The organism is Pseudooceanicola sp. NS-SX9, assembly GCF_057380705.1.
In genome coordinates this window covers 52510-75050 of record NZ_JBXXRN010000004.1, presented here as the reverse complement: position 1 = coordinate 75050, position 22541 = coordinate 52510, and the positions used below count along the sequence as shown (strand labels likewise).

General features: G+C 66.9%; 21 protein-coding genes. 10 read left to right on the top strand and 11 right to left on the bottom strand.

Going from position 1 to position 22541, the window contains the following annotated elements; genetic code table 11:
* Positions 1 to 53: 53 nt before the first annotated feature.
* The 4 genes from AC2ITM_RS20290 to AC2ITM_RS20275 form a co-directional block, all read right to left on the bottom strand.
* Complete coding sequence (locus AC2ITM_RS20290) at positions 54 to 731, bottom strand: hypothetical protein (RefSeq protein WP_486470234.1); 678 nt, start codon at positions 729 to 731, stop codon at positions 54 to 56.
* A 76-nt stretch (positions 732 to 807) separates the two neighbouring features.
* A complete protein-coding gene (locus AC2ITM_RS20285; RefSeq protein WP_486470233.1) occupies positions 808 to 1740 on the bottom strand; it encodes a LysR family transcriptional regulator in 933 nt (310 codons plus the stop codon).
* A gap of 108 nt (positions 1741 to 1848) precedes the next feature.
* Entirely contained in the window at positions 1849 to 2412 is a 564-nt protein-coding gene (locus AC2ITM_RS20280) for a nuclear transport factor 2 family protein (RefSeq protein WP_486470232.1), read from the bottom strand.
* The gene (locus tag AC2ITM_RS20275; protein WP_486470231.1) at positions 2409 to 3587 is read right to left on the bottom strand and encodes an acyl-CoA dehydrogenase family protein; all 1179 of its coding nucleotides are present in this window, start codon (positions 3585 to 3587) and stop codon (positions 2409 to 2411) included. The genes AC2ITM_RS20280 and AC2ITM_RS20275 overlap by 4 nt, the downstream gene beginning before the upstream one ends.
* A 408-nt stretch (positions 3588 to 3995) precedes the next feature.
* On the opposite strand from AC2ITM_RS20275, the gene AC2ITM_RS20270 reads away from it, so the two are divergent.
* The 5 genes from AC2ITM_RS20270 to AC2ITM_RS20250 are packed head-to-tail and all read left to right on the top strand — an operon-like array spanning position 3996 to position 8223.
* Positions 3996 to 6275 carry a bifunctional salicylyl-CoA 5-hydroxylase/oxidoreductase gene (locus AC2ITM_RS20270; RefSeq protein WP_486470230.1) on the top strand — a complete coding sequence of 760 codons (2280 nt, stop codon included), beginning with the start codon at positions 3996 to 3998 and terminating at the stop codon, positions 6273 to 6275.
* Positions 6272 to 7009 (top strand): SDR family NAD(P)-dependent oxidoreductase, encoded by a 738-nt coding sequence (locus tag AC2ITM_RS20265; RefSeq protein ID WP_486470229.1) that lies wholly within the window; start codon positions 6272 to 6274, stop codon positions 7007 to 7009. The genes AC2ITM_RS20270 and AC2ITM_RS20265 overlap by 4 nt, the downstream gene beginning before the upstream one ends.
* Positions 7006 to 7449, top strand: coding sequence for an acyl-CoA thioesterase (locus AC2ITM_RS20260; RefSeq protein WP_486470228.1), 444 nt, complete (start codon positions 7006 to 7008; stop codon positions 7447 to 7449). The genes AC2ITM_RS20265 and AC2ITM_RS20260 overlap by 4 nt, the downstream gene beginning before the upstream one ends.
* Positions 7446 to 7859, top strand: a complete 414-nt coding sequence (locus AC2ITM_RS20255; RefSeq protein ID WP_486470227.1) for a RidA family protein — start codon at positions 7446 to 7448, stop codon at positions 7857 to 7859. Before AC2ITM_RS20260 ends, AC2ITM_RS20255 begins: the two co-directional genes overlap by 4 nt.
* Positions 7852 to 8223, top strand: a complete 372-nt coding sequence (locus AC2ITM_RS20250; protein ID WP_486470226.1) for an acyl-CoA thioesterase — start codon at positions 7852 to 7854, stop codon at positions 8221 to 8223. Before AC2ITM_RS20255 ends, AC2ITM_RS20250 begins: the two co-directional genes overlap by 8 nt.
* Positions 8224 to 8284: 61 nt before the next feature.
* Here AC2ITM_RS20250 and AC2ITM_RS20245 read toward each other — a convergent pair whose 3' ends face one another.
* The gene (locus AC2ITM_RS20245) at positions 8285 to 9190 is read right to left on the bottom strand and encodes a LysR family transcriptional regulator (RefSeq protein ID WP_486470225.1); all 906 of its coding nucleotides are present in this window, start codon (positions 9188 to 9190) and stop codon (positions 8285 to 8287) included.
* Between the two features lie 220 nt (positions 9191 to 9410).
* On the opposite strand from AC2ITM_RS20245, the gene AC2ITM_RS20240 reads away from it, so the two are divergent.
* From AC2ITM_RS20240 to AC2ITM_RS20225, 4 genes are read left to right on the top strand one after another with little or no spacing between them, the layout of a single operon-like run.
* A complete protein-coding gene (locus tag AC2ITM_RS20240) occupies positions 9411 to 10694 on the top strand; it encodes a TRAP transporter large permease (protein ID WP_486470224.1) in 1284 nt (427 codons plus the stop codon).
* A gap of 35 nt (positions 10695 to 10729) precedes the next feature.
* On the top strand, positions 10730 to 11707 hold the full coding sequence (locus tag AC2ITM_RS20235; RefSeq protein ID WP_486470223.1) for a TRAP transporter substrate-binding protein: 978 nt from the start codon (positions 10730 to 10732) through the stop codon (positions 11705 to 11707).
* 49 nt (positions 11708 to 11756) lie between these two features.
* Positions 11757 to 12311 carry a TRAP transporter small permease gene (locus AC2ITM_RS20230; protein WP_486470222.1) on the top strand — a complete coding sequence of 185 codons (555 nt, stop codon included), beginning with the start codon at positions 11757 to 11759 and terminating at the stop codon, positions 12309 to 12311.
* Entirely contained in the window at positions 12292 to 13482 is a 1191-nt protein-coding gene (locus AC2ITM_RS20225) for a M20 aminoacylase family protein (RefSeq protein ID WP_486470221.1), read from the top strand. Before AC2ITM_RS20230 ends, AC2ITM_RS20225 begins: the two co-directional genes overlap by 20 nt.
* Positions 13483 to 13521: 39 nt before the next feature.
* Here AC2ITM_RS20225 and AC2ITM_RS20220 read toward each other — a convergent pair whose 3' ends face one another.
* Genes AC2ITM_RS20220 through AC2ITM_RS20205 form a run of 4 tightly spaced genes read right to left on the bottom strand, consistent with a single transcriptional unit; the run spans position 13522 to position 18762 of the window.
* A complete protein-coding gene (locus AC2ITM_RS20220; protein WP_486470220.1) occupies positions 13522 to 15345 on the bottom strand; it encodes a dipeptide ABC transporter ATP-binding protein in 1824 nt (607 codons plus the stop codon).
* A 2-nt stretch (positions 15346 to 15347) separates the two neighbouring features.
* Complete coding sequence (locus AC2ITM_RS20215) at positions 15348 to 16202, bottom strand: ABC transporter permease (RefSeq protein ID WP_486470219.1); 855 nt, start codon at positions 16200 to 16202, stop codon at positions 15348 to 15350.
* 1 nt (position 16203) lies between these two features.
* Positions 16204 to 17217: an ABC transporter permease gene (locus AC2ITM_RS20210; RefSeq protein ID WP_486470218.1), complete on the bottom strand. Its 1014-nt coding sequence runs from the start codon at positions 17215 to 17217 to the stop codon at positions 16204 to 16206.
* Between the two features lie 12 nt (positions 17218 to 17229).
* A complete protein-coding gene (locus AC2ITM_RS20205) occupies positions 17230 to 18762 on the bottom strand; it encodes an ABC transporter substrate-binding protein (RefSeq protein ID WP_486470217.1) in 1533 nt (510 codons plus the stop codon).
* A gap of 153 nt (positions 18763 to 18915) precedes the next feature.
* On the opposite strand from AC2ITM_RS20205, the gene AC2ITM_RS20200 reads away from it, so the two are divergent.
* Positions 18916 to 19860, top strand: coding sequence for a LysR family transcriptional regulator (locus AC2ITM_RS20200; RefSeq protein WP_486470216.1), 945 nt, complete (start codon positions 18916 to 18918; stop codon positions 19858 to 19860).
* A gap of 24 nt (positions 19861 to 19884) precedes the next feature.
* On the opposite strand, the gene AC2ITM_RS20195 is transcribed toward AC2ITM_RS20200, so the two are convergent.
* Together AC2ITM_RS20195 and AC2ITM_RS20190 are read right to left on the bottom strand one after the other, a co-directional pair.
* Positions 19885 to 21066 carry a zinc ribbon domain-containing protein gene (locus AC2ITM_RS20195; RefSeq protein WP_486470215.1) on the bottom strand — a complete coding sequence of 394 codons (1182 nt, stop codon included), beginning with the start codon at positions 21064 to 21066 and terminating at the stop codon, positions 19885 to 19887.
* A complete protein-coding gene (locus tag AC2ITM_RS20190) occupies positions 21063 to 22238 on the bottom strand; it encodes a thiolase family protein (protein WP_486470264.1) in 1176 nt (391 codons plus the stop codon). The genes AC2ITM_RS20195 and AC2ITM_RS20190 overlap by 4 nt, the downstream gene beginning before the upstream one ends.
* Between the last annotated feature and the right edge of the window lie 303 nt (positions 22239 to 22541).

The window sequence follows — 22541 nt, the reverse complement described above, 5'->3', positions numbered from 1 at the left end:
CGGACTATACCACCCTGCCCGCCCGTGCAAAGGCAGGGTGGCGCAACGTTTCCTTAGCCGAGGACCTCCTGCATCAGCATCGGGAAGTGGAAGACGGCGCCTTCATAGGGCGGGAACTGCTGGAAATCGGCGCGCATCTCGTGGCGGACGGGGGATTGCAGCGCGGCCTCCAGCGCGTCGCGGCTGTCGAAGATCAGGCGGTTGCGCTGGACATGCTGCACCCGCGTCCAGTCGAGCGCATCGCGCCAGTCGGCCCGGGTATAGACCTCGACCTCGCGGATGCGGGGGAAGCGGTGCATGATTTGCGGATGGTGATCCAGGTAGTGGCTGATCCAGGCGTTGTAGTCCTGCGGATGGCCCGCGTAATGGACCAGGTAGGCGCAGGGGCGTTCGCCTTCGGGGGTGTCGTAGGTGGCATCCGCCAGCGGATAGGGCCGCACCGCCATCAGCTGATGTTCGACCTCGACCTCGCCCAGCAGGGTGCGCAACATCTGCAGCGCCCCTCCCGCCGCCATGGCGGCTTCGGCGGTTTCGATATCGTCGTAGTAAAGCTGGATCGCCATCGCCGGCGATGGCCCGTCGTCATGGTAGAGGTCGCGCGCCTCGGAGGGCGCATAAAGCAGACCGCGCCGCAGGCCCGCGATCCCGGCCAGCAGGCTGCGGGTGGCGGCAAAGGCCGCCTCGGGGATCGGGGCGGGGGCGGCGACGTGGATGAAGTGCACGAAACGCATGGGGGCTCCTGTCAGACATGCAAAAGGATCCGGCGCGGATCGGTCCGGCCGGAGGAAAGCGGGGGAACGGAAGGGGTCAGCCCGGCAGATCGGCCTCGGCGCGCAGGGCGGCGACCAGCGCATCGCGCAGCCATAAGATCCCGGGATCCTTGTCGAAATGGGCGTGCATATGGACGTGGATGTCGATCTCGGGCAGGTCGTGCGGCAGCGGCAGGGCGGCGAAATCCTCGGGCTGGGCCAGCCGTTCGGCACCGCAGGCCGAAAAGATCGTCGCCAGCCGCGAGCGGCGCACGATCTCGGGGGCGGCGTTGAAATGCTCGATCCGGACCATGGTGCGGCGGATGACCCCCAGCTGCTCCAGCGCGGCTTCGATGCGCTTGTAGCCGGTCGCGTGCACCGAGACATCGACGAAGGACAGATCGGCCATCGCCTGCACCGTCAGCGGCTGTTGCGCGGCCGGATGGTCCGCCGCCAGCAGACACAGGAAGCGGTCGCGCAGGATCCAGGACGAGATATAGTCGGGCGCCTGCAGATCCGGCAGATAGCCGATCGCCAGATCCGCCCGCCCCGTGCGCAGATCCGAGGCGACGGTGGCGGCATCCATCGGCAGGGTCTCGATCCGCAGGTCGGGCGCCAGCGGGTCCAGATGCGCCAGGATCTGCGGCAGGATGTAGAATTCCGAGAAATCCGACAGCGCCAGCCGGAACACCCGGTCCGAGGCGCCGGGATCGAAGCTGCCCTGGCTGCGCATCGTCGCCGAAATCACCCGCAGCGCCTGGGCAAAGGGTTCGTGCAGGCGCCGCGCGGCCTCGGTCGGCTTCATCTGCGGTCCGACGCGCAGGAACAGCGGGTCGTCGAAGCTTTCGCGCAGGCGTTTCAGGGCATGGCTGACGGCGGGCTGGGTCAGCCCCAGCCGATCCGCCGCCCCGGTGACCGAGCGCATCTCCCAGATGGCCAGGAACACCCGCACGAGGTTCAGATCGAAAGAGCGTGGATCGAGGGGCTTCATGCCACCGAGTATCACCATGAATGGGGCTGATGGAAAGGGGGCATCCCGCGACCGCGACAGGCGCGCACCCCCCGCCCGCCGGGCAGGGGGACAGAGGCCGCCGGGGCCTCAAGGCTTCATCAGCACAGAGGCGCTCGGGTAATCCGAGGCCCAGCCGGGCGAGAGCGGCGCGATGAAGACGTTTTCCGTGCGGGTGCGGGTGATCTTCCACGCCCCGTCGGCCTCGCGCCGGAAGGCGTTGTTCAGCCGCGAGGACCGCAGGAGCGCCTTGCCGTCGGAAAACAGCCAGGGCTGCATATGCACCCACTGGCCTTCGGCGGTGTCGCCGGTCACCCGGATCTGCTCGCTGGTCAGATAGTGGCAGTTCAACAGCAGCTCCGGGTCCTTCTTTTCGCCCCAGAAGCGGTTGAAATGGGCGCGGATGGCATCGGCGCCCTCGGCCCGGCCGAACTGGCCGTCGTAATATTCGCCGACCCCCTCCCAGACCGCATCGGGGGCATAAAGCGCCATGATCAGATCGATGCGTTCGGCATCGCTGGTGACGCCGTATTCCGGCATCGGCGTGTCGCACAGGAACATGTAGCGGGCCTGGATGCGGCGGATCTCGGCCTCGGCCTCCAGGGTTTCAACGCGGGTTTCCAGCGCCGCCAGGCGCGCCTCCAGCGCGCTCACGGGAAGGCCACCGGGGCGGGCAGACCGGCCAGAACCTGACCGGCCTTCTCGAAGGTCCAGCCGTTCAGCGCGGCGTGCTGGGTCACCACGATGGCGTCGCGCAGGATGCGGTGCATGCGGTTGGAATTGGCGATGCCCACCATGCCGACGATCTGCTGGCAGGTCTGGATCGCCTCGAGCGAGGCCTTGGCGGCGTGGCTTGCCGACAGGCGCAGGTCGTTGTGCAGATCAAGCGGCAGGTCATCGCCGGCATCCAGCACGTCCCAGGCGGCCTCGGCGGCCTCGTAATACCAGGCGCGGGCGGCGCGCAGCTTGGCCTCGGCCTCGGCCAGGCCGGTCTGGAAATAGGCGCGGTCGGCCAGGCGCGGGGCGCCGGGCATCAGCTTGGCCCCGCCCGCCAGGCTGATCGCCAGGTCGATGGCCCCGCGCGCAAGCCCCAGCGAACAGGCCGAGTGCACCTGCGCCTGGAAGGCCAGCGCCGGGTAACGATACAGCGTTTCCTCCTGGAAGATCCCCGGCGCACCGCGGTCGCAGGTCCACAGATCGGCATAGTACTTGTCGGTGACGGTGGTGTCGTGGCTGCCGGTGGCCTGCATCCCCATGGTGTCCCAGGTCTCGATGATCTCGACCTCGGAGGCGGGGGCGACGGCCATCAGCGGCACTGCCAGCACGCCCGGGCCCGGCGGGTTGGCGCGGTCATAGATGCCGACGCCGATCCAGTCCGCGCCCATGCAGCCGCTGGCGAATTTCCACCGCCCCGAGACCTTCCAGCCGCCTTCGACACGATCGGCCGCATGCAGCGGATAAAGACCGCCCGCAAAGGCCTGGTCAGGCCCCGAGGCATACATGATCTCTTGCGCGCCAAGCGGCAGCGCCGCGGTATAGGTATTGGCCGAGCCGAAGGCCGCGACCCAGGCGGCGGATCCGTCCACCGTGCCGATCTTGTCGACCATCTTCAGGAAGTGGTGCGGCGCCATGGCATCGCCACCAAAGCGCTTCGGCGTCGAGGACCGGAAAATGCGCGCCTGCTTCATCAGCCCCACGACATCGCGGGGGATATGGCGTTTTTCGTGGAATTCGTCGCGGCGGGCCTCGATCTCGGCCAGCAGGGTCAGGAATTCCGGGGTCTCGGTCAGGGTGCTGAAATCAGGCACCGGGATATCGTGATGGGTCATCGGCTACTCCGTCGGTTCCGGACCATACGGGGGGGCCGACAAGACATTCGTCCAATGTATTCTTCGCATTTCCTTCATGAAGAATATTTATTCTCAGGACCAAAAGGCGCCCTTCGGCCTTGTTCCAAAGGGGTTTTCGCGTCTCCGCCGACCCGGGCTGCCAAAGGACGGTCAGGCCCCGTCAAAACCGACTGCTCATATTTCAAGCACATAGGACCTGACCGTTCTCCATCTGCCTTACCCGTCGAGCGGCGGTGCGGAAACTGCCTATGGAACAGGGGTTAGCCCGAAAAATGGCCCGGTTCGGCCGGGATGCGACAATCTGGGCCTCCCGCCATTTATTTTAGGCTTGAAGTAAATTCCCGGACCCCCTACCTTCGACTCAACCATAGACAGGAGGCCTTGGCGATGAAGATCGCAGTTCTTGGCGGGGGTCCGGCCGGGCTCTATTTTGCCATCTCGATGAAGCTGCGCGACGCAGCCCATGACATCACGGTGTTCGAACGCAACAAGGCCGACGACACGTTTGGCTGGGGCGTCGTGCTGTCGGACGAGACGATGTCGAACTTCGACCGCAACGATCCGGTCAGCGAAAAGATGATCCGCGATCACTTCGCCTATTGGGACGACGTCAAGGTGGTGCGCGGCGCCGAGGCGATGACCTCGGGCGGGCACGGGTTCTGCGGCATCGGGCGCAAGCAGATGCTGCTGCTGCTGCAGGAGCGCTGCCGCCAGCTGGGCGTGACGCTGGCCTTCCAGACCGACCTCAGCGACGAGAAGATCGAGGCGATGCGCGCCGAATACGATCTGGTGGTCGCCGCCGATGGTCTGAACTCGCGCACACGGGCGCTGTATCAGGCCGACTTCCAGCCCGAAATCGACATGCGCCGCAACCATTTCGTCTGGCTTGGCACGCATCAGAAATTCGACGACGCCTTCACCTTCATTTTCGAGAAGACCGAGCACGGCTGGATCTGGGCCCATGCCTACCAGTTCGATGACGACACCGCGACCTTCATCGTCGAATGCGGCCCCGAGGTCTTCACCGCCTTCGGCTTTGACAAGCTGAACCAGGCCGACAGCATCGCGCTGTGCGAAAAGATCTTTGCCAAGCATCTGGGCGGCCATCCCCTGATGACCAACGCCAATCACATCCGCGGTTCCGCCTGGATCCGGTTCCCCCGAGTGACCTGTGAAAACTGGTTCACCGGCAACGTGGTGCTGCTGGGCGATGCCTCGGCGACGGCGCATTTCTCGATCGGGTCGGGGTCCAAGCTGGGCATGGAAAGCGCCATTGCCCTGGCGGACGAGCTGAACTCGGGCAAGCCGCTGCAACAGGCGCTGACCGATTACCAGGACGAGCGCAAGCTGCAGGTGATCCGCGTCACCTCGGCCGCGCGCAACTCGACCCAGTGGTTCGAGGAGGTCGAGCGGTACCTCGATCTCGACATGATGCAGTTCAACTACTCGCTGCTGACGCGGTCCCAGCGGATCAGCCACGAGAACCTGCGCCTGCGCGACCCGGAATGGCTGGCCTCGGCCGAAAGCTGGTTCCAGAAGCAGGCCGGCAGCAATGCACAGCGCCGCCCGATGTTCGCCCCCTACAAGATGCGCGGGATGGAACTGGTGAACCGTGTCGTGCTGTCGCCCATGGCACAGTACAAAGCCCAGGACGGCATGCCCAACGACTGGCATTTCGTGCATTACGCCGAACGCGCCAAGGGCGGGGCGGGCCTGATCTATACGGAAATGCTGTGTGTCAGCATGGAAGGCCGCATCACCCCCGGCTGCCCCTGCATCGGCCCGGCGCAGATCCCCGCCTGGACCCGGCTGACCGATTTCGTCCATGCCGAAACGCCTGCCAAGGTCTGCGCCCAGATCGGGCATGCGGGCCGCAAGGGCTCGACCCGGCTGGCCTGGGATGGCATCGACAAGCCGCTGAAGGATGGCAACTGGGCGCTACTGGCCCCCTCGGCCATTCCGCTGATGGAAGGCAACGTGGTGCCCAAGGCCATGGACCGCGCCGACATGGATCTGGTCAAGCAGCAGCATGTCGATGCGGTGAAGGCCGCGCTGGCTGCGGGCTTTGACATGATCGAGATGCACGCCGCCCACGGCTACCTGCTGGCCTCGTTCATCTCGCCCGTCACCAACAAGCGCGAAGACGAATACGGCGGCAGCCTGGAAAACCGCATGCGCTACCCGCTGGAGGTCTTTGCCGCCATGCGCGCCGCCTGGCCCCAGGACAAGCCCATGACGGTGCGGATCTCGGCCCATGACTGGATGGGCGAGGCGGGCGTGACCCCCGATGAGGCGGTCGAGATTTCCCGCCTGTTCATCGCCGCAGGTGCCGATGCGATCAACGCCTCGTCCGGGCAGACCGACAAGGCCGAGCAACCGGTCTATGGCCGGATGTTCCAGGTGCCGTTCTCGGACCAGATCCGCAACGACCTGAAGGTGCCCACCATGGTTGCGGGCAATATCTACGAACCCGACCACGTGAACTCGATCCTGATGGCGGGGCGCGCGGATCTGGTGCTGCTGGCGCGGCCGCATCTGGCTGATCCCTACTGGACGCTGCACGCCGCCGTGGCCCTTGGCGATACCGAGCAGGCCTGGCCCGCCCCCTACGAGGGCGGCCGCCGTCAGGCCATTACGCTGGCCGAACGCGCGAAGGCCATGGCATGACGCTGATGGGCCGGACAGCACTGGTCACGGGGGGCGGCACCGGGGTCGGGGCCGCCATCGCCCGGGCCCTGGCCGCGGCTGGCGCGCAGGTGGTGATCTGCGGCCGCCGGCCCGAACCGCTGGCCCAGATCGCGCAGACCCCGGGCATCCGTGCCGAAACCTGCGACATCACGGACGAAGCCGCCATCGCCGCCCTGATGGCGGCAGTCCGGCCCGATATCGTCATCGCCAATGCCGGCGCCAGCGAGACCGCGCCCTTTGAGCGCACCTCGCTGGAGGCGTTCAACCGCATGGTCTCGGTCAACCTGACGGGCACCTTCCTGACCCTGCGCGAAGGCGCGCGGGTGATGAAGGGCCGCGAGGGGCGGCTGATCGCCATTGCCTCGACCGCCGCGCTGAAGGGCTATGGCTATGTCAGCGCCTATGCGGCCGCCAAGCACGGGGTGCTGGGGCTGGTGCGCTCGGCGGCGCTGGAATATGCCCGCAAGGGGATCACGGTGAACGCGATCTGTCCCGGTTTTCTTGATACCGAGATGACCGAAAGATCCATCGCCAACATCGTCGAAAAGACCGGCCGCACCCCCGAAGAGGCCCGCGCGACGCTGGAGGCCACCAACCCGATGCACCGCCTTGTCCCCCCCGAAGAGGTGGCGCAGACGGTGCTGTGGCTGTGCTCGCCCGCCGCGTCCATGGTGACGGGCCAGGCGATTTCCGTTTCGGGGGGCGAGACATGAGCCAGACCTTCAGCATAAGCCGCCAGGTGGAATTCAACCATTGCGACCCGGCCGGCATCGTCTTCTATCCCCGCTATTTCGAGATGATCTCGGCGCTGATCGAACGCTTCTTCACCGATGCCATCGCCTTTTCCTTCGCGCAGCTGCACCTGGAGGGGAAGATGGGCGTGCCCATGGGCCATATCGAGGTCGATTTCCGCGCCCCCTCGATGCTCGAGGACTGGCTGGAGCTGTCGCTGCAAGTGGCGCGCCTGGGCACCTCTTCGGCCACTTTCGCGATCCGCTGCGCCTGTGGCGATCAGACCCGTTTCGAGGCATCGGCCACGGTGGTCCATGCCGATACCCGCAAGGGCCGTTCGGCCCCCTGGCCGGACGATGTCCGCGCCGCCATGATCCGCTTTCTGGCGGACGAGACCACACAGAAAGGCCCCCTCGCATGAGTCTCCTGACCCCCCACATGTTCCTGCAGCCCGACGGCTGGATGCCCGCCAAGGGCTATGCCAACGGGGTGATGGCCGAGGGCCGGATGATCTTTACCGGTGGCCTTGTCGGCTGGAACGACCAGCAGGTCTTCGAGGAAACCACCATGGCCGGGCAGTTCGCCCAGACGCTGCGCAACATCGTGGCGGTGCTGGACAAGGGCGGCGCCCGCCCCGAACATCTGGTGCGGCTGACCTGGTACATCACCGACAAGCAGGAATACCTGGCGAACCTGCGCGCCTTCGGTGCCGCCTACCGCGAGATCATCGGCCGCCACTTCCCCGCCATGGCCGTGGTGCAGGTCTGCGCGCTGATGGAGGACGCCGCCCGGATCGAGATCGAAGCCACCGCGGTGATCCCCCATGACTGACACCGACCTGCCCCAGGGCGCCCCGGTCCTGCAGACCCTGACCCTGCCCGCCCAGGGCAACCTGCATGGCGGGGTCTTCGGCGGCTGGATCCTGATGCAGTTCGACCTGGCCGCGGGCATGGCCGGCAACCGCTTTGCCGGTGCCTGCCTGACGCGCTCGGTCAAGGAGGTGAACTTTCTTGCCCCGCTGATGGTCGGTCAGGAATTCGCCATCCATGCCGAGGTCATCCGCCAGGGCCGGACCTCGTTCACGCTGGCGCTGACGGGCTGGGCCGATCCGGTCACCGCGCCGCGCCGCGTCGTCACCGCCGAATTCGTCATGGTTGCCATCGACGATCAGGGCCGCCCGCGCGCCTTCGGCTGAACTCCCCCGCCTTTCCTGTCCGCAGGAAGGCTCTGCCCGGCATCCAGGTGCCGGGCCTTTTTCATGTCCGCTGCAGCGTGGTGGCCTCGTAGGCCTTGCGCATCGCCGCCACGAAGGCCCGCACCACCCGGCGTTCGGGGCGATTGGCCATCTGGATCACCGCCAGTTCCAGCGTCAGATCGGTGGTCAGCGGGATCACCCGCATGTCACCGCCCTGCGCCATCGCCGAAACCCGGTCCACCACCGTGCACAGCCGCGCCTCGCGCGCCAGCCCCACGGCGAAGGGAATGCCAAGCGCCGTCAGCCGCCGCCGGGGCGCGATGCCACGCCGGTTCAGCTCGGTCTCGACCAGTCGGCCGAGCGGCGCATGGGCATTGTGGCAAACCAGGTCGCTGCCCTCCAGCCAGGCCAGGTCAAAGGCCTCTTCCCGGGCGCGCGGATGTTCCTTCGGCACCACCGCCACCAGCGGCATCCGCCCGATGATCCACTGCCTGAGTTCCGGCCGGTCGCCCCAGGCGCCGCCCACGCCCAGATCCGCCGCGCCCTCGTGCAGGGCCGGGATCTGGTTGTTCTGGCGGCCGCCATCGACGACGATCTCGACCTCGGGGAAATCGCGGTAGATCCGCCCCACGGCCGCCGGCAGCACGGAACCCGCCAGCGCCGCGGTCGACATGATGCGCAGCGCCTCCTGCTTGCCGCGCCGGATCGAGTCGACCGACTGTTCGACCTGGCCCAGCCGGTCGAACAGTCCGCCACTTTCCGCATATAGCCTCTGCGCCTCCCAGGTCGGCTCCAGCCGCCCCGAGACCGTGCGGAACAGCACCAGCGCAAGTTCGTCCTCGAAGATCTGCAGATGGCGGCTGACGGTCGGCTGCGACAGCCGCATGGCCCGGGCGGCGGCGCTGACGCTGCCGGTTTCGAAGACCCGGCGGAACACCTCCAGCCGGTGCAGGTTGATACGGTCCATCGCCCCTCGCAAAGCGCCTGTTTTTTCATCACGGCGCCGTGACCGGCCCCGGTCGGGCAGCCCTATCCGCTTTGCGGCCCCTCCCGGCCAACCGGGGTGAAGCGGCGAATTCGGCCGTGTCCTCAGACCAAGCCATAGTCGTTATGCATGGATGATCCAATATTTATCGTATTGCCTATATGACGCCGGTTGCCTTGTCTCCGCTTCAAAGGAGACCCAGATGCCGATCCTACCCTTCCTCTTCCTCTTCGCGACGCTGCTTTCGGGCTCGGCCATTGCCTATTTCGTGGGCGGGGCCACCATCGTCGGCTTCTTCACCCTGGACCAGGCGCGCTATCTGGCGGCGCTGCCGCAGCGCGCCATGAGCCAGCTTGACGTCTTTGCCTTCCTGGCGATGCCGCTGTTCATCCTGACCGGAGAGCTAATGAACCGCGGCGGCGTGACCGAGGCGCTGATCCGCTTTTCCATGTCGATGCTGGGCCGCTTCAAGGGCGGCATGGCGCATGTGAACATCCTCACCTCGGTGTTCTTCGCGGGCATCTCGGGCTCGGCCACGGCGGATGCGGCGGCACTTGGCAACACGCTGGTCCCGGCGATGGAAAAGCAGGGCTACAGCCGTGACTACGCGGCCGCCATCACCGCGGCCTCCTCGATCATCGGGCCGATCATCCCGCCGTCGATCATCCTGATCTTCTACGGGGCGCTGCTGAACACCTCGGTGGTGGCGCTGTTTGCCGCGGGCGTGGTGCCGGGGCTGCTGCTGGCGGCCGTGCTGATGGTGGTGAACGCGATCATGGCGCATCGCCACGACCACCCCGGCGGCAAGGGCACCGAGATCCCGCCCTTCTGGCCCTCGCTGCTGCAGGCGCTGCCCGCGCTGACGCTGCCGGTGATCATCCTGTCGGGGATCCTCTTTGGCTTCATGACCCCGGCCGAGGCCGCAGGCGTGGCCTCGATCGCGGCGCTGGCGGTGGGGGTGTTCTACGGCCGGATGACCTGGAAACACCTGCACGAGGCGCTGGTGCGCACGATCATGCTGTCGGGGGCGGTCTTCATCATCCTGGTGGCCGTGGCGACCTTCGGCTACCTGACCTCGGTCGAGCAGCTGCCGCGCAAGCTGGCCGAGCTGATCGGCGATATCGGCCTGGATGCCACCGGCTACATGATCGTGCTGAACCTGGTGTTCCTGGCGGCCGGCATGGTGATGGATGTCAAGGCGGCCGTGGCGCTGCTGGGGCCGCTGCTGATCCCGCCCGCCATCGCCCTGGGCGTCGATCCGGTGCACATGGGCATCCTGATCGGCTTCAACCTGACCGTCGGGCTGCTGACGCCCCCGCTGGGCGGCGTGCTGCTGATCCTGTCGACGGTGGTCGACATCGGCTACTGGCGACTGGTGCGCGCCACCCTGCCCTTCCTTCTGGTCGAGCTGATCCTGCTGGGCGTGCTGATCTACGTCCCCGCGATCTCGCTGACCCTGCCGCGATACCTTGGCCTGATCCAATAAGGCCTGAACCACTGATCCCCCAACAGGAGAAACCGATGAAAAAGACCCTTCTTGCCGCGGGCCTGGGGCTGGCGGTGCTGGCCGCCGCCCCCGCAGCCCAGGCCATGGACGATGTCGTCATTGCCTTCGCCGGCACCGAGGACCTGCAAAACGACGCCGAATACGTCTTTATCCATGCCTTTGCCGAAAGCCTGAAGACCCATGGCGTCAATGTCGTGGTGCACCCTTCGGACACGATGGGCAAGGAAAGCGACCGCTTCGACCAGACCTCGCAGGGGCTGATCGACGTCAACATCGCCAATGGCGGCTCGCTGATGAAGGCCTCGAAATGGTCCTCGGCGCTGTTCCTGCCGTTCCTGACCTCGGACGAGGCCTCCTTCGACCGGCTGGTGGCCGACAGCCACGGGCTGGAGCGCATCAATGACGAAGCCGGCCGCCTGGGCATCCGGGTCGCGGGCTTTGCGATGCGCGGCGGCACGCTGGGCCTGTTCAACACCGAAAAGCCGGTGACGAAGCTGGCGGATGTGGCCGACATGCGTCTGCGGGCCCAGAACGGCGACCAGGTGACCTTCATGGCGGCCTGGGGCGCGAAACCCACCGTCGTCAGCTGGGCCGAGACCCCGAACGCGCTGCAGACCGGCGTGGCGGTGGGCCATTTCAACCCGCCCTCGACCGTGGTGGCGGCAGGCCAGGTGACGCTGCTGAAATACTTCACCCCGCTCGATGCGGGCCCGGTGCCGAAGGTCATCATGATGTCGGACGACTGGTACGAAGGCCTCTCGGACACGGAAAAGGGCTGGGTCGATGCGGCCGTGGCGCAGGGCGTGGCCACCAACCGCGCCTGGGCACTGCAGCAGGCCCCCTATTTCGAGAAGGTCATCCAGGACGGCGGCATCCAGATCACCCCGCTGGAGCCCGGCGAGCGTGACAAGTTCGTCGCCGCCTCGCGGTCTGTCTGGAACCAGATCGTGCCGCAGAAGGATGTCGACGACATCGAGGCCGCGCTGGAGTGATCCCCGGCCGGCGGGGTGCCTGCCCCGCCGGCCGCAACCGGAGGTTTCCATGACCAAGATTGCCCATGTCCTTGAGCGGATCAGCTACTGGACAGACCAGATCCTGCGCGCCCTGGCGCTGATCGGGCTGGTGCTGATGATCGCCTTCATCGCCCTGCAGGTCGTTGCCCGCTACGGCTTTTCAGCGCCCCCCGCCTGGACCGAGGAGGCCGCGCGCTATGCCATGGTCTGGGTCGGGCTGCTGGGCGCTTCGGTGTCCTATCGCGCGGGGTTCGACCCCAAGCTGGTGCGCCTGCCCGCCCGCCTGCCGCGCCCCCTTTCGGCGCTTGCCGCCCTGCTGCGCGGCGCCGCCGTGCTGGTCTTTCTGGGACCGATCCTGTTCTACTGCTTCTACGGGCCCGGACTGAACCCCGCGCGTTCGTTCCTGGCGCGCAACCTCTACACCACGGCCGAGACCTTCGGGATGCCCTCGATCTTCGTGGCCGTGACCGTGCCGATCTTCATCCTTGCCATCTTCCTGCACGGGATCGCCTTTTGCGCCCAGGGCCTTGCCCGGCTGAGCGCCCCCGAGAAAGACCTGCCCCATGTCCCCGATCACGCCTGAGGCGATCCGCGCCGACACCGCCTTTCTGGAGCGCCTGACCGCCCTGCGCCACGACATCCACCGCCATCCCGAAACCGCCTTCGAGGAACACCGGACCTCGGATCTGGTGGCGGCGCGGCTGGGTGCACTGGGCCTGCCGGTGCACCGCGGCCTGGGCGGCACCGGGGTGGTGGCCACGCTGAAGGGCCGTCGCCCCGGCCAGCGCGTCATCGCGCTGCGCGCCGACATGGACGCGCTTTTCATCGAGGAACAGACCGGGCTGCCCTATGCCTCGGCCGTCCCCGGCAAGATGCATGCCTGCGGCCATGACGGCCACACCACCATGCTGCTGGGCGCCGCCGAAAAGCTGGCCGCCGATCCCGATTTCGCCGGCACCGTGCATTTCATCTTCCAGCCCGCCGAAGAGGGGCTGGGCGGCGCCCGGGTGATGATCGAGGACGGGCTGTTCGAGCTTTTCCCCTGCGATGCCGTTTATGGCGTCCACAACGCCCCGAAAGAACCCCTGGGCCGCGTGCAGACCCGCCCCGGCGCCTTCATGTCCGCCGGCGACACCTGGGAGGTGATCTTTGAGGGGTCGGGCGGCCATGGCGCCATGCCCCATGCCGCGACCGATCCCACGGTGCCCGCAGGCCAGTTCATCGCCGCCCTGGCCCAGATCATCGCCCGCAAGGTGCCCGCGACGGATTCCGCCGTGATCTCGGTCGGGCATATGTCGGCGGGGGATTACAACAGCCCCAACATCATCCCCGCGCAGGTTGTGGTGCGTGGCACCGCGCGTTCTTACCGCCCGGAAATCCGGGACCTGCTGGAACAGGCGATCGGGGCCTTCGCCCAGGGCTGCGCGGCGCCGCATGGCGTCTCGGCCCGGCTGATCTATACCCGCCGCTATCCGCCGCTGGTCAATACCGCCGCCGAAACCGCCCGGGCCGTCACCGCAGCCGCAGCCGTGGTGGGGGCTGATCTGGTCGACCCCGAGGCCCCCTTTGCCGGCGGGTCCGAGGATTTTGCCTTCATGCTGGAAAAGATCCCCGGCGCCTATGTCATGATCGGCAATGGCGACGGCCCCGAAGCCGCCTTCGTGCACACGCCGAAATATGACTTCAACGATGCGCTGATCCCGATCGGCGTGGCCTACTGGATGTCGGTCGTCGCCACCGAACTGGGCGACTGACCCCGGCGCCCGGGGCCGGTGACGGCCCCGGGACAGATATCATTCCGCCGCCGCCCCGGCCTGGGGACGCACCTCGCCCGGGACCGCCGCCAGCAGACGCTGCGTGTAGGGGTGCTGCGGATCGGCAAAGACCTCTTCGGTCCAGCCGCTCTCGACGATCTCGCCCTGGTACATGACCACGACGCGCTCGCAGATATAGCGCACCACCGCCAGGTCATGGGAAATCAGCAGCAGGCCAAAGCCCATCTCCTCGCGCAGCTTCGACAGCAGGTTCAGCAGCTGCGCCTGCACCGAGACATCCAGCCCCGAGACGATCTCGTCCGCGACCAGAAGCTGCGGCATGACGCAAAGCGCGCGGGCGATGTTGACCCGCTGCTTCTGCCCGCCCGACATCTGGCTGGGATAGCGCAGCGCCATCTCGGCCGACAGGCCCACCTCCTGCAACAGCTGGGTGGCGCGGACCATGCGATCCTGCAGGGGGGCGCCCTGGGCCTCCATCGCCTGCGACACCAGACTGCCGACGCGACGACGCGGGTTCAGCGCCGAATGCGGATCCTGGAACACCATCTGGCCATTCCTGACCCGGCGCCTGTGGACCTCGGGGGTGCGGTCGGTGACATTGTCGCCGCACAGGATCATGTTGCCCGAGGTCGGCAGATCCATCCCCACCGCCATCCGCGCCAGCGTCGACTTGCCCGACCCGGATTCCCCCACGATGCCGACGAATTCGCCGTGCCGCATCTGGAAGTTGATGTTGCGCGCCGCCTCGAAGACCTTCTTCTTCATCCGCAGCCCGTGACGCGAGACATAGCGCTTGCCCACGTTCTGCGCGATCAGCAGCGCATCGCCGGTCTCGATCCGGCCAAGGGCGGGCAGCGGCAGCCCCTCGGTCGAGATCGTGCCCACCTGATCGGAGCGGATGCAGCGGCTCATCTGGGCGCCGGTCGGGGCCAGGGGCGGCTCCTCGCGCTCGCAGGCGGGGGTGCGCAGCGGGCAGCGGGGGGCAAAGGCACAGCCGGGGATCGCCTTCAGCTCGACCAGGCCGGGCATCCGGTCTGGCATGGTGAACAACGGCCGCCTGGGCCCGTAAAGTTCGGGGTTCGACAGTTGCAGGCAGCGCGTATAGGCGTGCCGGGGTGCCCCGAAGACCGCCGCCGCCGGGCCCTTTTCGACGATCCGCCCACCATAGAGCACCATCAGGTCGTCACAGACCTGGGTGGCCAGCTTCAGGTCATGGGTGATGAAGATCACGGCGGTGTTGTATAGCCGCTGCATTTCGCCGATCAGCGCCACCACCTTGCCCTGGATCGACACGTCCAGCGCCGTCGTCGGTTCATCCGCGATCACCAGCCGCGGCCGCGAAGAAAACGCCATGGCGATCAGGATCCGCTGCAACTGCCCGCCCGAGAACTGGTGCGGATATTTGCGCAGCATCAGATCGTCGGCTTCAAGTCCCACGGCCGCGAACATCTCCAGCGCGCGGGCGCGGCGTTCGGGGGCGGTACCGAAACCAATGAGGCGCAGGTGCTCGTCGATCTGGTGGCCGACGGTGTAGACCGGGTTGAGCGCGGTCAGCGGTTCCTGCGGGATAAAGGCGATCTCGCGGCCCAGAAGGCGGCGGTGCTCGGCCGCAGGCAGGGTCGTGATGTCGCGCCCGTCATAGTCCAGCCGGCCCTCCATGATGCCCACGCCCTCGGGCAGCAGCCGGGCGATGGTCTTGGCGATCATGGATTTTCCGGCGCCGGATTCCCCGATCAGCCCCAGCACGCGGCCCTCTTGCAGCTCAAAGCTGACACGGTGGTTGATCGGCAGGCCCGCCTTCAGCACGCCCACGGACAGATCGGTTGCCTTCAGAAGTGCCATGCTCATGCCCCCCGGCTGGTGTTCTGCCGTGCGTCCAGGCCCTTGCGCAGCCCGTCCCCCAGCAGGTTGAAGCCCGCGACCGTCAGGAAGACGGCGGCAATGGGCAGCATCAGGCCCCAGGGCGATTCATAGATGTTGGTGCGCGCATCGGCGATCATCTGGCCCCAGGCGGCGGTGTCGGAACTGACGCCCATGCCGACGAACGACAGGATCGCCTCGACGGTGACGGCAATGCCCATCTCGAGGCTAAGAAGCGTGATCAGCAGCGGCACGACGGCGGGAAGGACCTCGCGCGTCAGGGTCATGACATGGCTTTGCCCCAGCATCCGCGCGGCCGAGACATAGGCCTGCTGGCGCACCACCACCACCTCGGCCCGCAGGACGCGGCAGAAGCGGGTCCAGTCGACCAGCACGATCGCCAGGATCACCTTGTCGAGGCCCACGCCCAGGCCCACGATCAGGATCAGCGACAGCACCACCGGCGGAAAGCTGATCCAGATGTCGACGATCCGGGAAATCACCGCATCCACCCAGCCGCCGAAATAGCCCGACACCAGCGCCGCCACCGCCCCGATCACCATCGCCCCGAAGGCCGACACGATGGCCACGATCATCGCGACCCGGGCGGAATAGATCAGCCGCGACAGCGTATCGCGCCCCAGGCTGTCGGTGCCCAGCAGATGCGCCGGATCGCCGTCGGGCGACCAGCCCGGCGGCAGCAGGACCGAGATCAGGTCCTGTTCGTTCGGATCATGCGGCGCCAGCAGCGGCGCCAGCACGGCGGTGACGAAGACCACGGTCACGATGACCAGGCCGATCAGGGTGCGCGCGTCGCGCAGGGGTCTGGGGATCGTCATCTCAGGCGCTCGCTTTCGGGTTCAGCGCCACGCAGAGCGCGTCGATGAAGGTGTTGATCAGCAAGGTGACGGCGCAATAGGTCAGCCCCACCATCTGGATCACCGGCAGGTCGGCATTGCGCACCGAACTGACCATCAGGTTGCCGATGCCGGGGTAGGAGCAGATGACCTCGACCAGCAGCGTGCCGCCGAACAGAAAGCCGAACTGCACCCCCATCAGCGTCAGCGTCGGCAGGATGGCGTTCTTCAGCGCGTGACGGACCAGGATCCGCCTTTCGCTGACGCCGCGCATCCGGGCCTGGGCGATATAGCCCTCCTGGTAGACATCCAGCAGCGAGGACCGCAGCACCCGCATGATGATCGGGGCAAAGCTGATGCCAAGCGCCAGCGCCGGGATCAGCATATGCACGATGGCGGACCAGAAGATGTCCAGCCGCCCCGCCAGCAGCGCGTCGATCAGCAGGAAACCGGTGCCGCCGGGCTGCACCATGCCGCCATCAAGGCGCCCGATGAAGGGCAGCACCGGCCAGAACACCCCCAGCAGGAAGATCAGGATCAGCCCCCACAGGAAATCCGGCAGCGACAGCATCAGCAGCGATCCGACATCGCCCGCCGCCTCGCCCACCGTGCCGCGGACGCGAAAGATCAGCAGGCCGCCCCCCAGCCCCACCACGGTCGCGATGATCGCGGCCATGACCGCAAGCTCGATCGTGGCGGGAAGGGTGCCCAGGATCAGCTGGGCGACGGGCTGACGATACTGGATCGAAGTCCCGAACTGCCCCAGCAGCGTGTCGTGCAGCCAGATCAGGTACTGCTGCGGGATCGGCAGGTTCAGCCCCATGGCCGTCCGCATCGCCTCGATTTCCGTCTTGGTGGCGGTGGGTGGCAGCGACATGGCGGCCGGATCCACCGGCAGCAGGCGCAGCACCGCGAACAGCAGGATCGAGACGCACAGCAGGATCGGGATCACGACAAGCAGGCGCTTGCCGATCACCTTCGACATCGTCAGCAACATCGCCCGGCCTCCTTACGACCAGTGCATCGTCTGGCCGAGGATCCAGCCGTTCGGATAGGTCGTGTAATCAAGCCCGGGCTTGGTCGCGACGGTCTGCACCGCCTGCAGCAGCGGGATGATCGCGCCCTCTTCGATGGCGTCGATGTTCAGCTGCTTGTAGGCCGCGATGCGCTTGTCGTAATCGGCCACGCCGAACAGTTCCGCCGCGCGCTGCGGGATCGGGCCGTTGCCGAAGGTGTTGAAGGGCATGTTGGGGTTCATCAGGTAGCCGATGAAGATCTCCGGGTCGCCCGTGGCATTGTCCCAAGAATAAAGCGAGGTGTCCTGCAGCTTGCCCGAGCGGTTCAGGTCGAACCACTTGGCATATTCGATCACCTCGATATTGGCCTTGATGCCGACCTTCTCCCACATCTGGGCGATGGCGCGGGTGATGTCGTAATCCGAGGGGAAGTTGCCGTTGAAGGTGGCAAAGGAGACCTCGACCGGGTTCTCGGGGCTGAAGCCCGAAGCCTTCAGCAGCTCTTTCGCCTTCTCGACATCATAGGGAAAGTCGAAATTGTCGGGCACGCCGGGGGTCCCGGGGGTGGCAACAACGCTGAGCGGCGTGGCGGCGCCGCCGTAGAAGGCCTTCGACAGCGCCTGCTTGTTGATCGCGTGATGCGCGGCCAGGCGCACGTTCTTGTCGGCAAACGGCCCGTCCGAGCGGATCGTCAGCAGGATCACCCGGGTCAGCGGATCAAGATGTGCCTTGAACTTGGGATCCTTGGTCAGCCGCACCGTGTCGCGCACCGGCAACGAGATCGCCAGATCCACCTGCCCCGACTGCAGTGCCGCCAGGCGGGCCGAGGGGTCCTTGATGATCTCGATCACCACCTCGGAGATGGCGGGCTTGTCGCCCCAGTAGTTCGGGTTGGCCTCCAGCACGATGCGGCTTTCGGCGGTATAGTCCTTCATCATGTAGGGGCCCGATCCCAAGGGGGCTGCCTGCAGCGCCGCCAGGCCCTTGCCCTCGACATAGGCCTTCGAGACGATGAACGAACCCAGGAAGCCCAGCCATTGCGGCGCGGTGACCATGGGCGACTTGAACTTGAACGTGGCCTCGGTGGGCGAGGCGATCTCGACCGTGTCGACCACCGCCCAGGTCGAGGCGGTGTCGATCACGTGCCCCGCAAGGTTGCGGCCATGGAAGGTATAGGCGATGTCATCGGCGGTCAGCGGGCTGCCGTCCGAGAACACGACGTCATCGCGCATCTTGAAATGCAGGCTCAGCGCGTCATCGGCCAGCTGCCATTCGGTGATGACATTGGGCACCAGCTTCAGCTCGGTCGAGTAGTTCAGCGGCTGGTCGTAGACCATCTTGAAGATCGACTGGATGTCGGGGGAAAAGCGCTGGTTCGGATCCCAGGACGGCAGGCCCGCGGGCCAGGCGATGGTGACGCGGCCGCTGGCGGCGGATTGCGCGAAGGCGGGCCCCTCGCTGATCATCGCGGCCCCGGCGGCGGCGCCGAGGATCTGCAGGAAACGACGGCGATCGGTTTCGAACATGTTTCTACCTTACCTGTTGGATGCGGGCGGCTCTGAGGCCGCCTCGGGGGCGGGAGGGTGCCGTAACAAAGGGCAATTTGGACCCATTTACTTTAAGCTTGAATGTTTGCATTTGAATATAACGAGTTCCAATGCCAAGTTCGGAAGGCATCAATGCCGCTGGGGTATCAGTCGATGGAACTGCGCCAGATCCGCTATTTCGTGGCCGTGGCCGAAGAAGAGAACTTTCGCCGGGCCTCCGAGCGCCTGCGCATTGCGCAACCGGCATTAAGCCGCCAGATCAGTGCCTTGGAGGCACAGATGCAGGTGCTTTTGTTCGAACGCCTGCCCCGTGGCGTGCGCCTAACCGAGGCCGGGCGGCATTTCCTGACCCGCAGCCGCCGCATCCTCTCCGAGATCGAGGCCGCCGTGGTCGAGACCCGGGGCCTCGACCGCTGGGACGCCGGGCGGCTGCGGCTGGGCTTTCCGGCGGTGGCGGCCTGGTCGGGGGCGATTCCCCGGCTGGTGACGCGCTATCGCCTGGCCGCCCCCGCCACCCGGCTGGAGCTGCACGAGACCCATAGCCTGCGCCAGCTGGAGTTGATCCGAAGTGGCGATCTGGAGGGCGGCTTTGTCTATAACCCGCCCCCTACACGCCCTGATTTCCAAGACTTTTTCCTGGAGGAACACGGGGTCCTTCTGGCCCTGCCCGGGACCTTCGGCAAGGCTCCCTGCCCGCCGGTGACCCTGGCGGATCTGGCTGGCAAACCGATGATCTGGCCGCATCGCGCGGCATTTCCCAGCCTCTATGATGCCATGGTGCAGTCCTTTGCCACATACGGCATCCGCCCGGAAATTGTGCACCATGCCGAGAACGAGGCCGAAATGATGGCAATGGTCCTGGCCGGTCTGGGGCTGGCAGTGGTCAATGACCGCAACGCCTTCCGATGCCCGGCCGGCATCACCCTGCGGCCCATCGAAGGGCTGCGGGCGCCGCTGGCCCTGCATTTCCTGCTGCCCAGCCGTGGCGCCACGCCCCAGGCCCTGAAAATGGCCGAACTGCTGCAGGCGGATGCCGAAATTTCCAGCAACCGCCCCACAGAGAAACATCAAACCTAAAGCATTTCCTTGACAGCGCCGGCGTCAGCTTCCGCGCGACAGCCGCTCGGCCTCTTTGGGGTTGCGCGACAGGCGGATGTGCAGCTCCTCGGCCTCGGGGCCCAGGTGCAGCTCCTCCAGCCCCTCGCGCAGCATCCGCACGACCCCCGAGGCCAGCCCCCCCGGCTGCAGCTTGGGCGGCGGCAGGGCGGCGAAGGCGGGATCCTCGAGCGCGCCGTGGAACAGCGTCATCACCCGTCCCCCGCCCTGCGCCAGATCGCCCCGCAGCGCCTGCAGCAGCGACAGCTCGGCCGCCTGGGCCGCGGCATGGATCGCCCGACCGGGGGCCGAGACCTGCGCCCAGGCCCCCAGCACCCCCACCCAGGCCAGCGCCCCCTCGCCGCCGCGTGCACGCATCTGCGGCGCGAAGGCCTGGATCAGATGCGCCAGCCCCAGCGGCCCCGCCGCCAGCGCCGTCGCCAGATCGGCGGGCGCCGCCGGGGCCATCAGACCGCCGGCGGCAAAGTACCAGGGGGTATGGACGAAGATGTCGATCCGATCCGCCAGCGCCTGCGACAGCGCCGCGACCGAGGCCGGATCGCCGGGATCAAGCGGGTGCAGCACCGCGCCTGCGGCCTCAAGCGCCGCGGCATCAAAGGGGCCGCGATGACCGACATGGACTTCGGCCGCGCCCGCCTTGAACAGCGCCCGCACCAGCGGCCCCGCCGCCGGATGCCCCCCGTCCGAGATCAGCACCCGCCGCCCCTTCGGCTGCACGGTCAGATCCTGCCAGGTGGGGTCTGTGTCCATGTCGGGGCCTCCGCCGGTTTCGGGATGGGCGAACAGCACCGGCTGGCCGCCCCGGTCCAGCTTCAGCGACAGCCGCACCCGGCCGCGCGTCTCGCAATCGCGGTGCAGCATCACCACCAGGCGTGGCCCGCAATCGGCCTGCACCAGCCCCTGCCGCACCGACGGCCGGCTGCGAAAAAACGGATCGCCCGAGATTGCGATGGTCGTCTCGGCCAGCAGCTGGCCCCCGCGCGGCGCCTCGGTGAACGGCAGATCGCCCGACAGGCAGGCCGGGCAGGCATCGCGGGCAGGATAGGTGAAGGCGTGGCAGTCGGCACAGCATTGCAGGGCGAACTGCCCAAGCGCGGCGGCCCGGGTCAGCCCCAGGGCGGCCAGGCTGCGGGGCTGCGGCGGCAGCAGGGCGGGGGGACGTGTCATGCGCGCTCCAGGATGAGGGCGCCGGATGCCAGCCCCCTGTCATAGTTGATCATGCCAAAGCCCGCCGCCAGCCCGCGCCGGACGCCCGGCACCTGAGTGGGCCCGGCGCAGCCGATGACCTGGCGCAGGGTTTCCACCACGCCGATATGGCCCCCCGCCGCCCCCGCCTGCCCCGCCGAAAGCTGGCCCCCGGTGGTGTTCTGGGGAAAGGTCCCGTCGATGGTCAGATCATGGGCCCGCACGAACTCCGGCCCCTCGCCCTTGGCGCAAAAGCCCAGGTCCTCGAACTGCATCATAACGATCACCGGGTAGTCGTCATAGGTCTGCAGCACATCGATGCCTTCGGGCGTGCAGCCGGCCATGGCGTAAAGCTCGTCCACCTCCATCGCCCAGCCGCCACGCAGCTGCACGGGGTCCTCGGGGAAGGCATGGTGGCGCTCGATGGCCGAGGTCAGATGCGCGTAGGGCAGGCCCTGGGCCCGGGCGTCGTCTTCATGCATGACCAGAAAGGCCTCGGCGCCGGCGCAGGGCATCACGCAGTCGAACAGGTGCACCGGATCGGCGACCGGACGCGCGGCCAGGTAGGCCTCCAGTGTCAGCGGAGCCTTCAGCAGCGCGCCGGGATAGCGCCCGGCATTGGCCCGCTGGGCGATGCAGATGCGGCCAAAGTCCTCTCGGGTGGCGCCAAAGCGGTCCATGTAGGCGCGCGTCAGCAGGGCAAAGCTGGCATTCGGCCCGCCCGCCCCCATCGGATAGGTGGCATCCTGGGCAAACCGAGAGAATTGCGCCAGCGAGTGCCGGAAAGTGTCGGTCTGGTTGGTGTCGGCGGCAACGCAGGCCACGACGCGCGCGTCGCCCGCCTGCACCGCCCGTGCCGCCCTGCGGACCGAGGCCACCCCCGCCGCGCCCCCCAGCGGCACGGTATCCAGCCAGCGCAGCGACAGCCCCAGATGCTGGGCAAAGGCGATGCCGCTGTCGGGGGCCGCGGTGAAGGACGACAGGCTGAAGCCATCCATGTCGCGATGCGAGATCCCCGAAGCCTGCACCAGCCCGCGCAGCGCGCGCCCCGCCCAGGCATGGGCCGCATCGGGAGAGTAACGCGCATAGGGCACGCTGACCGGCGCCGCCAGGACCACGCCGTCATAGGATTGTCTGCGCCTGCTCACGGAAATCCCCTTCTTTATTCATTATAGGTTTAAAGTATTTTTCCAGAGTGTTGTAAATGCGGGTTCGTGTCGGAACCGGCATTTTTCAGCCCCGGCACAGACCCGGCAACATAAGAATTCAGACCCAACAGGCGGTTCGGACCAGCTAATCCGGCCTTGCGCAGATGATGCCCGACGCGTCCAGGTGATGCCTTTTCAGACAGCCGGGCAATCGCCCCAACGGAACATGTATTTTTAGTTTGAATTTTTCATATCCGGTGTTTCTGGTGATGGGAAAGGAAAGATCAACGCCCGGCCTCGCGGCCCCTG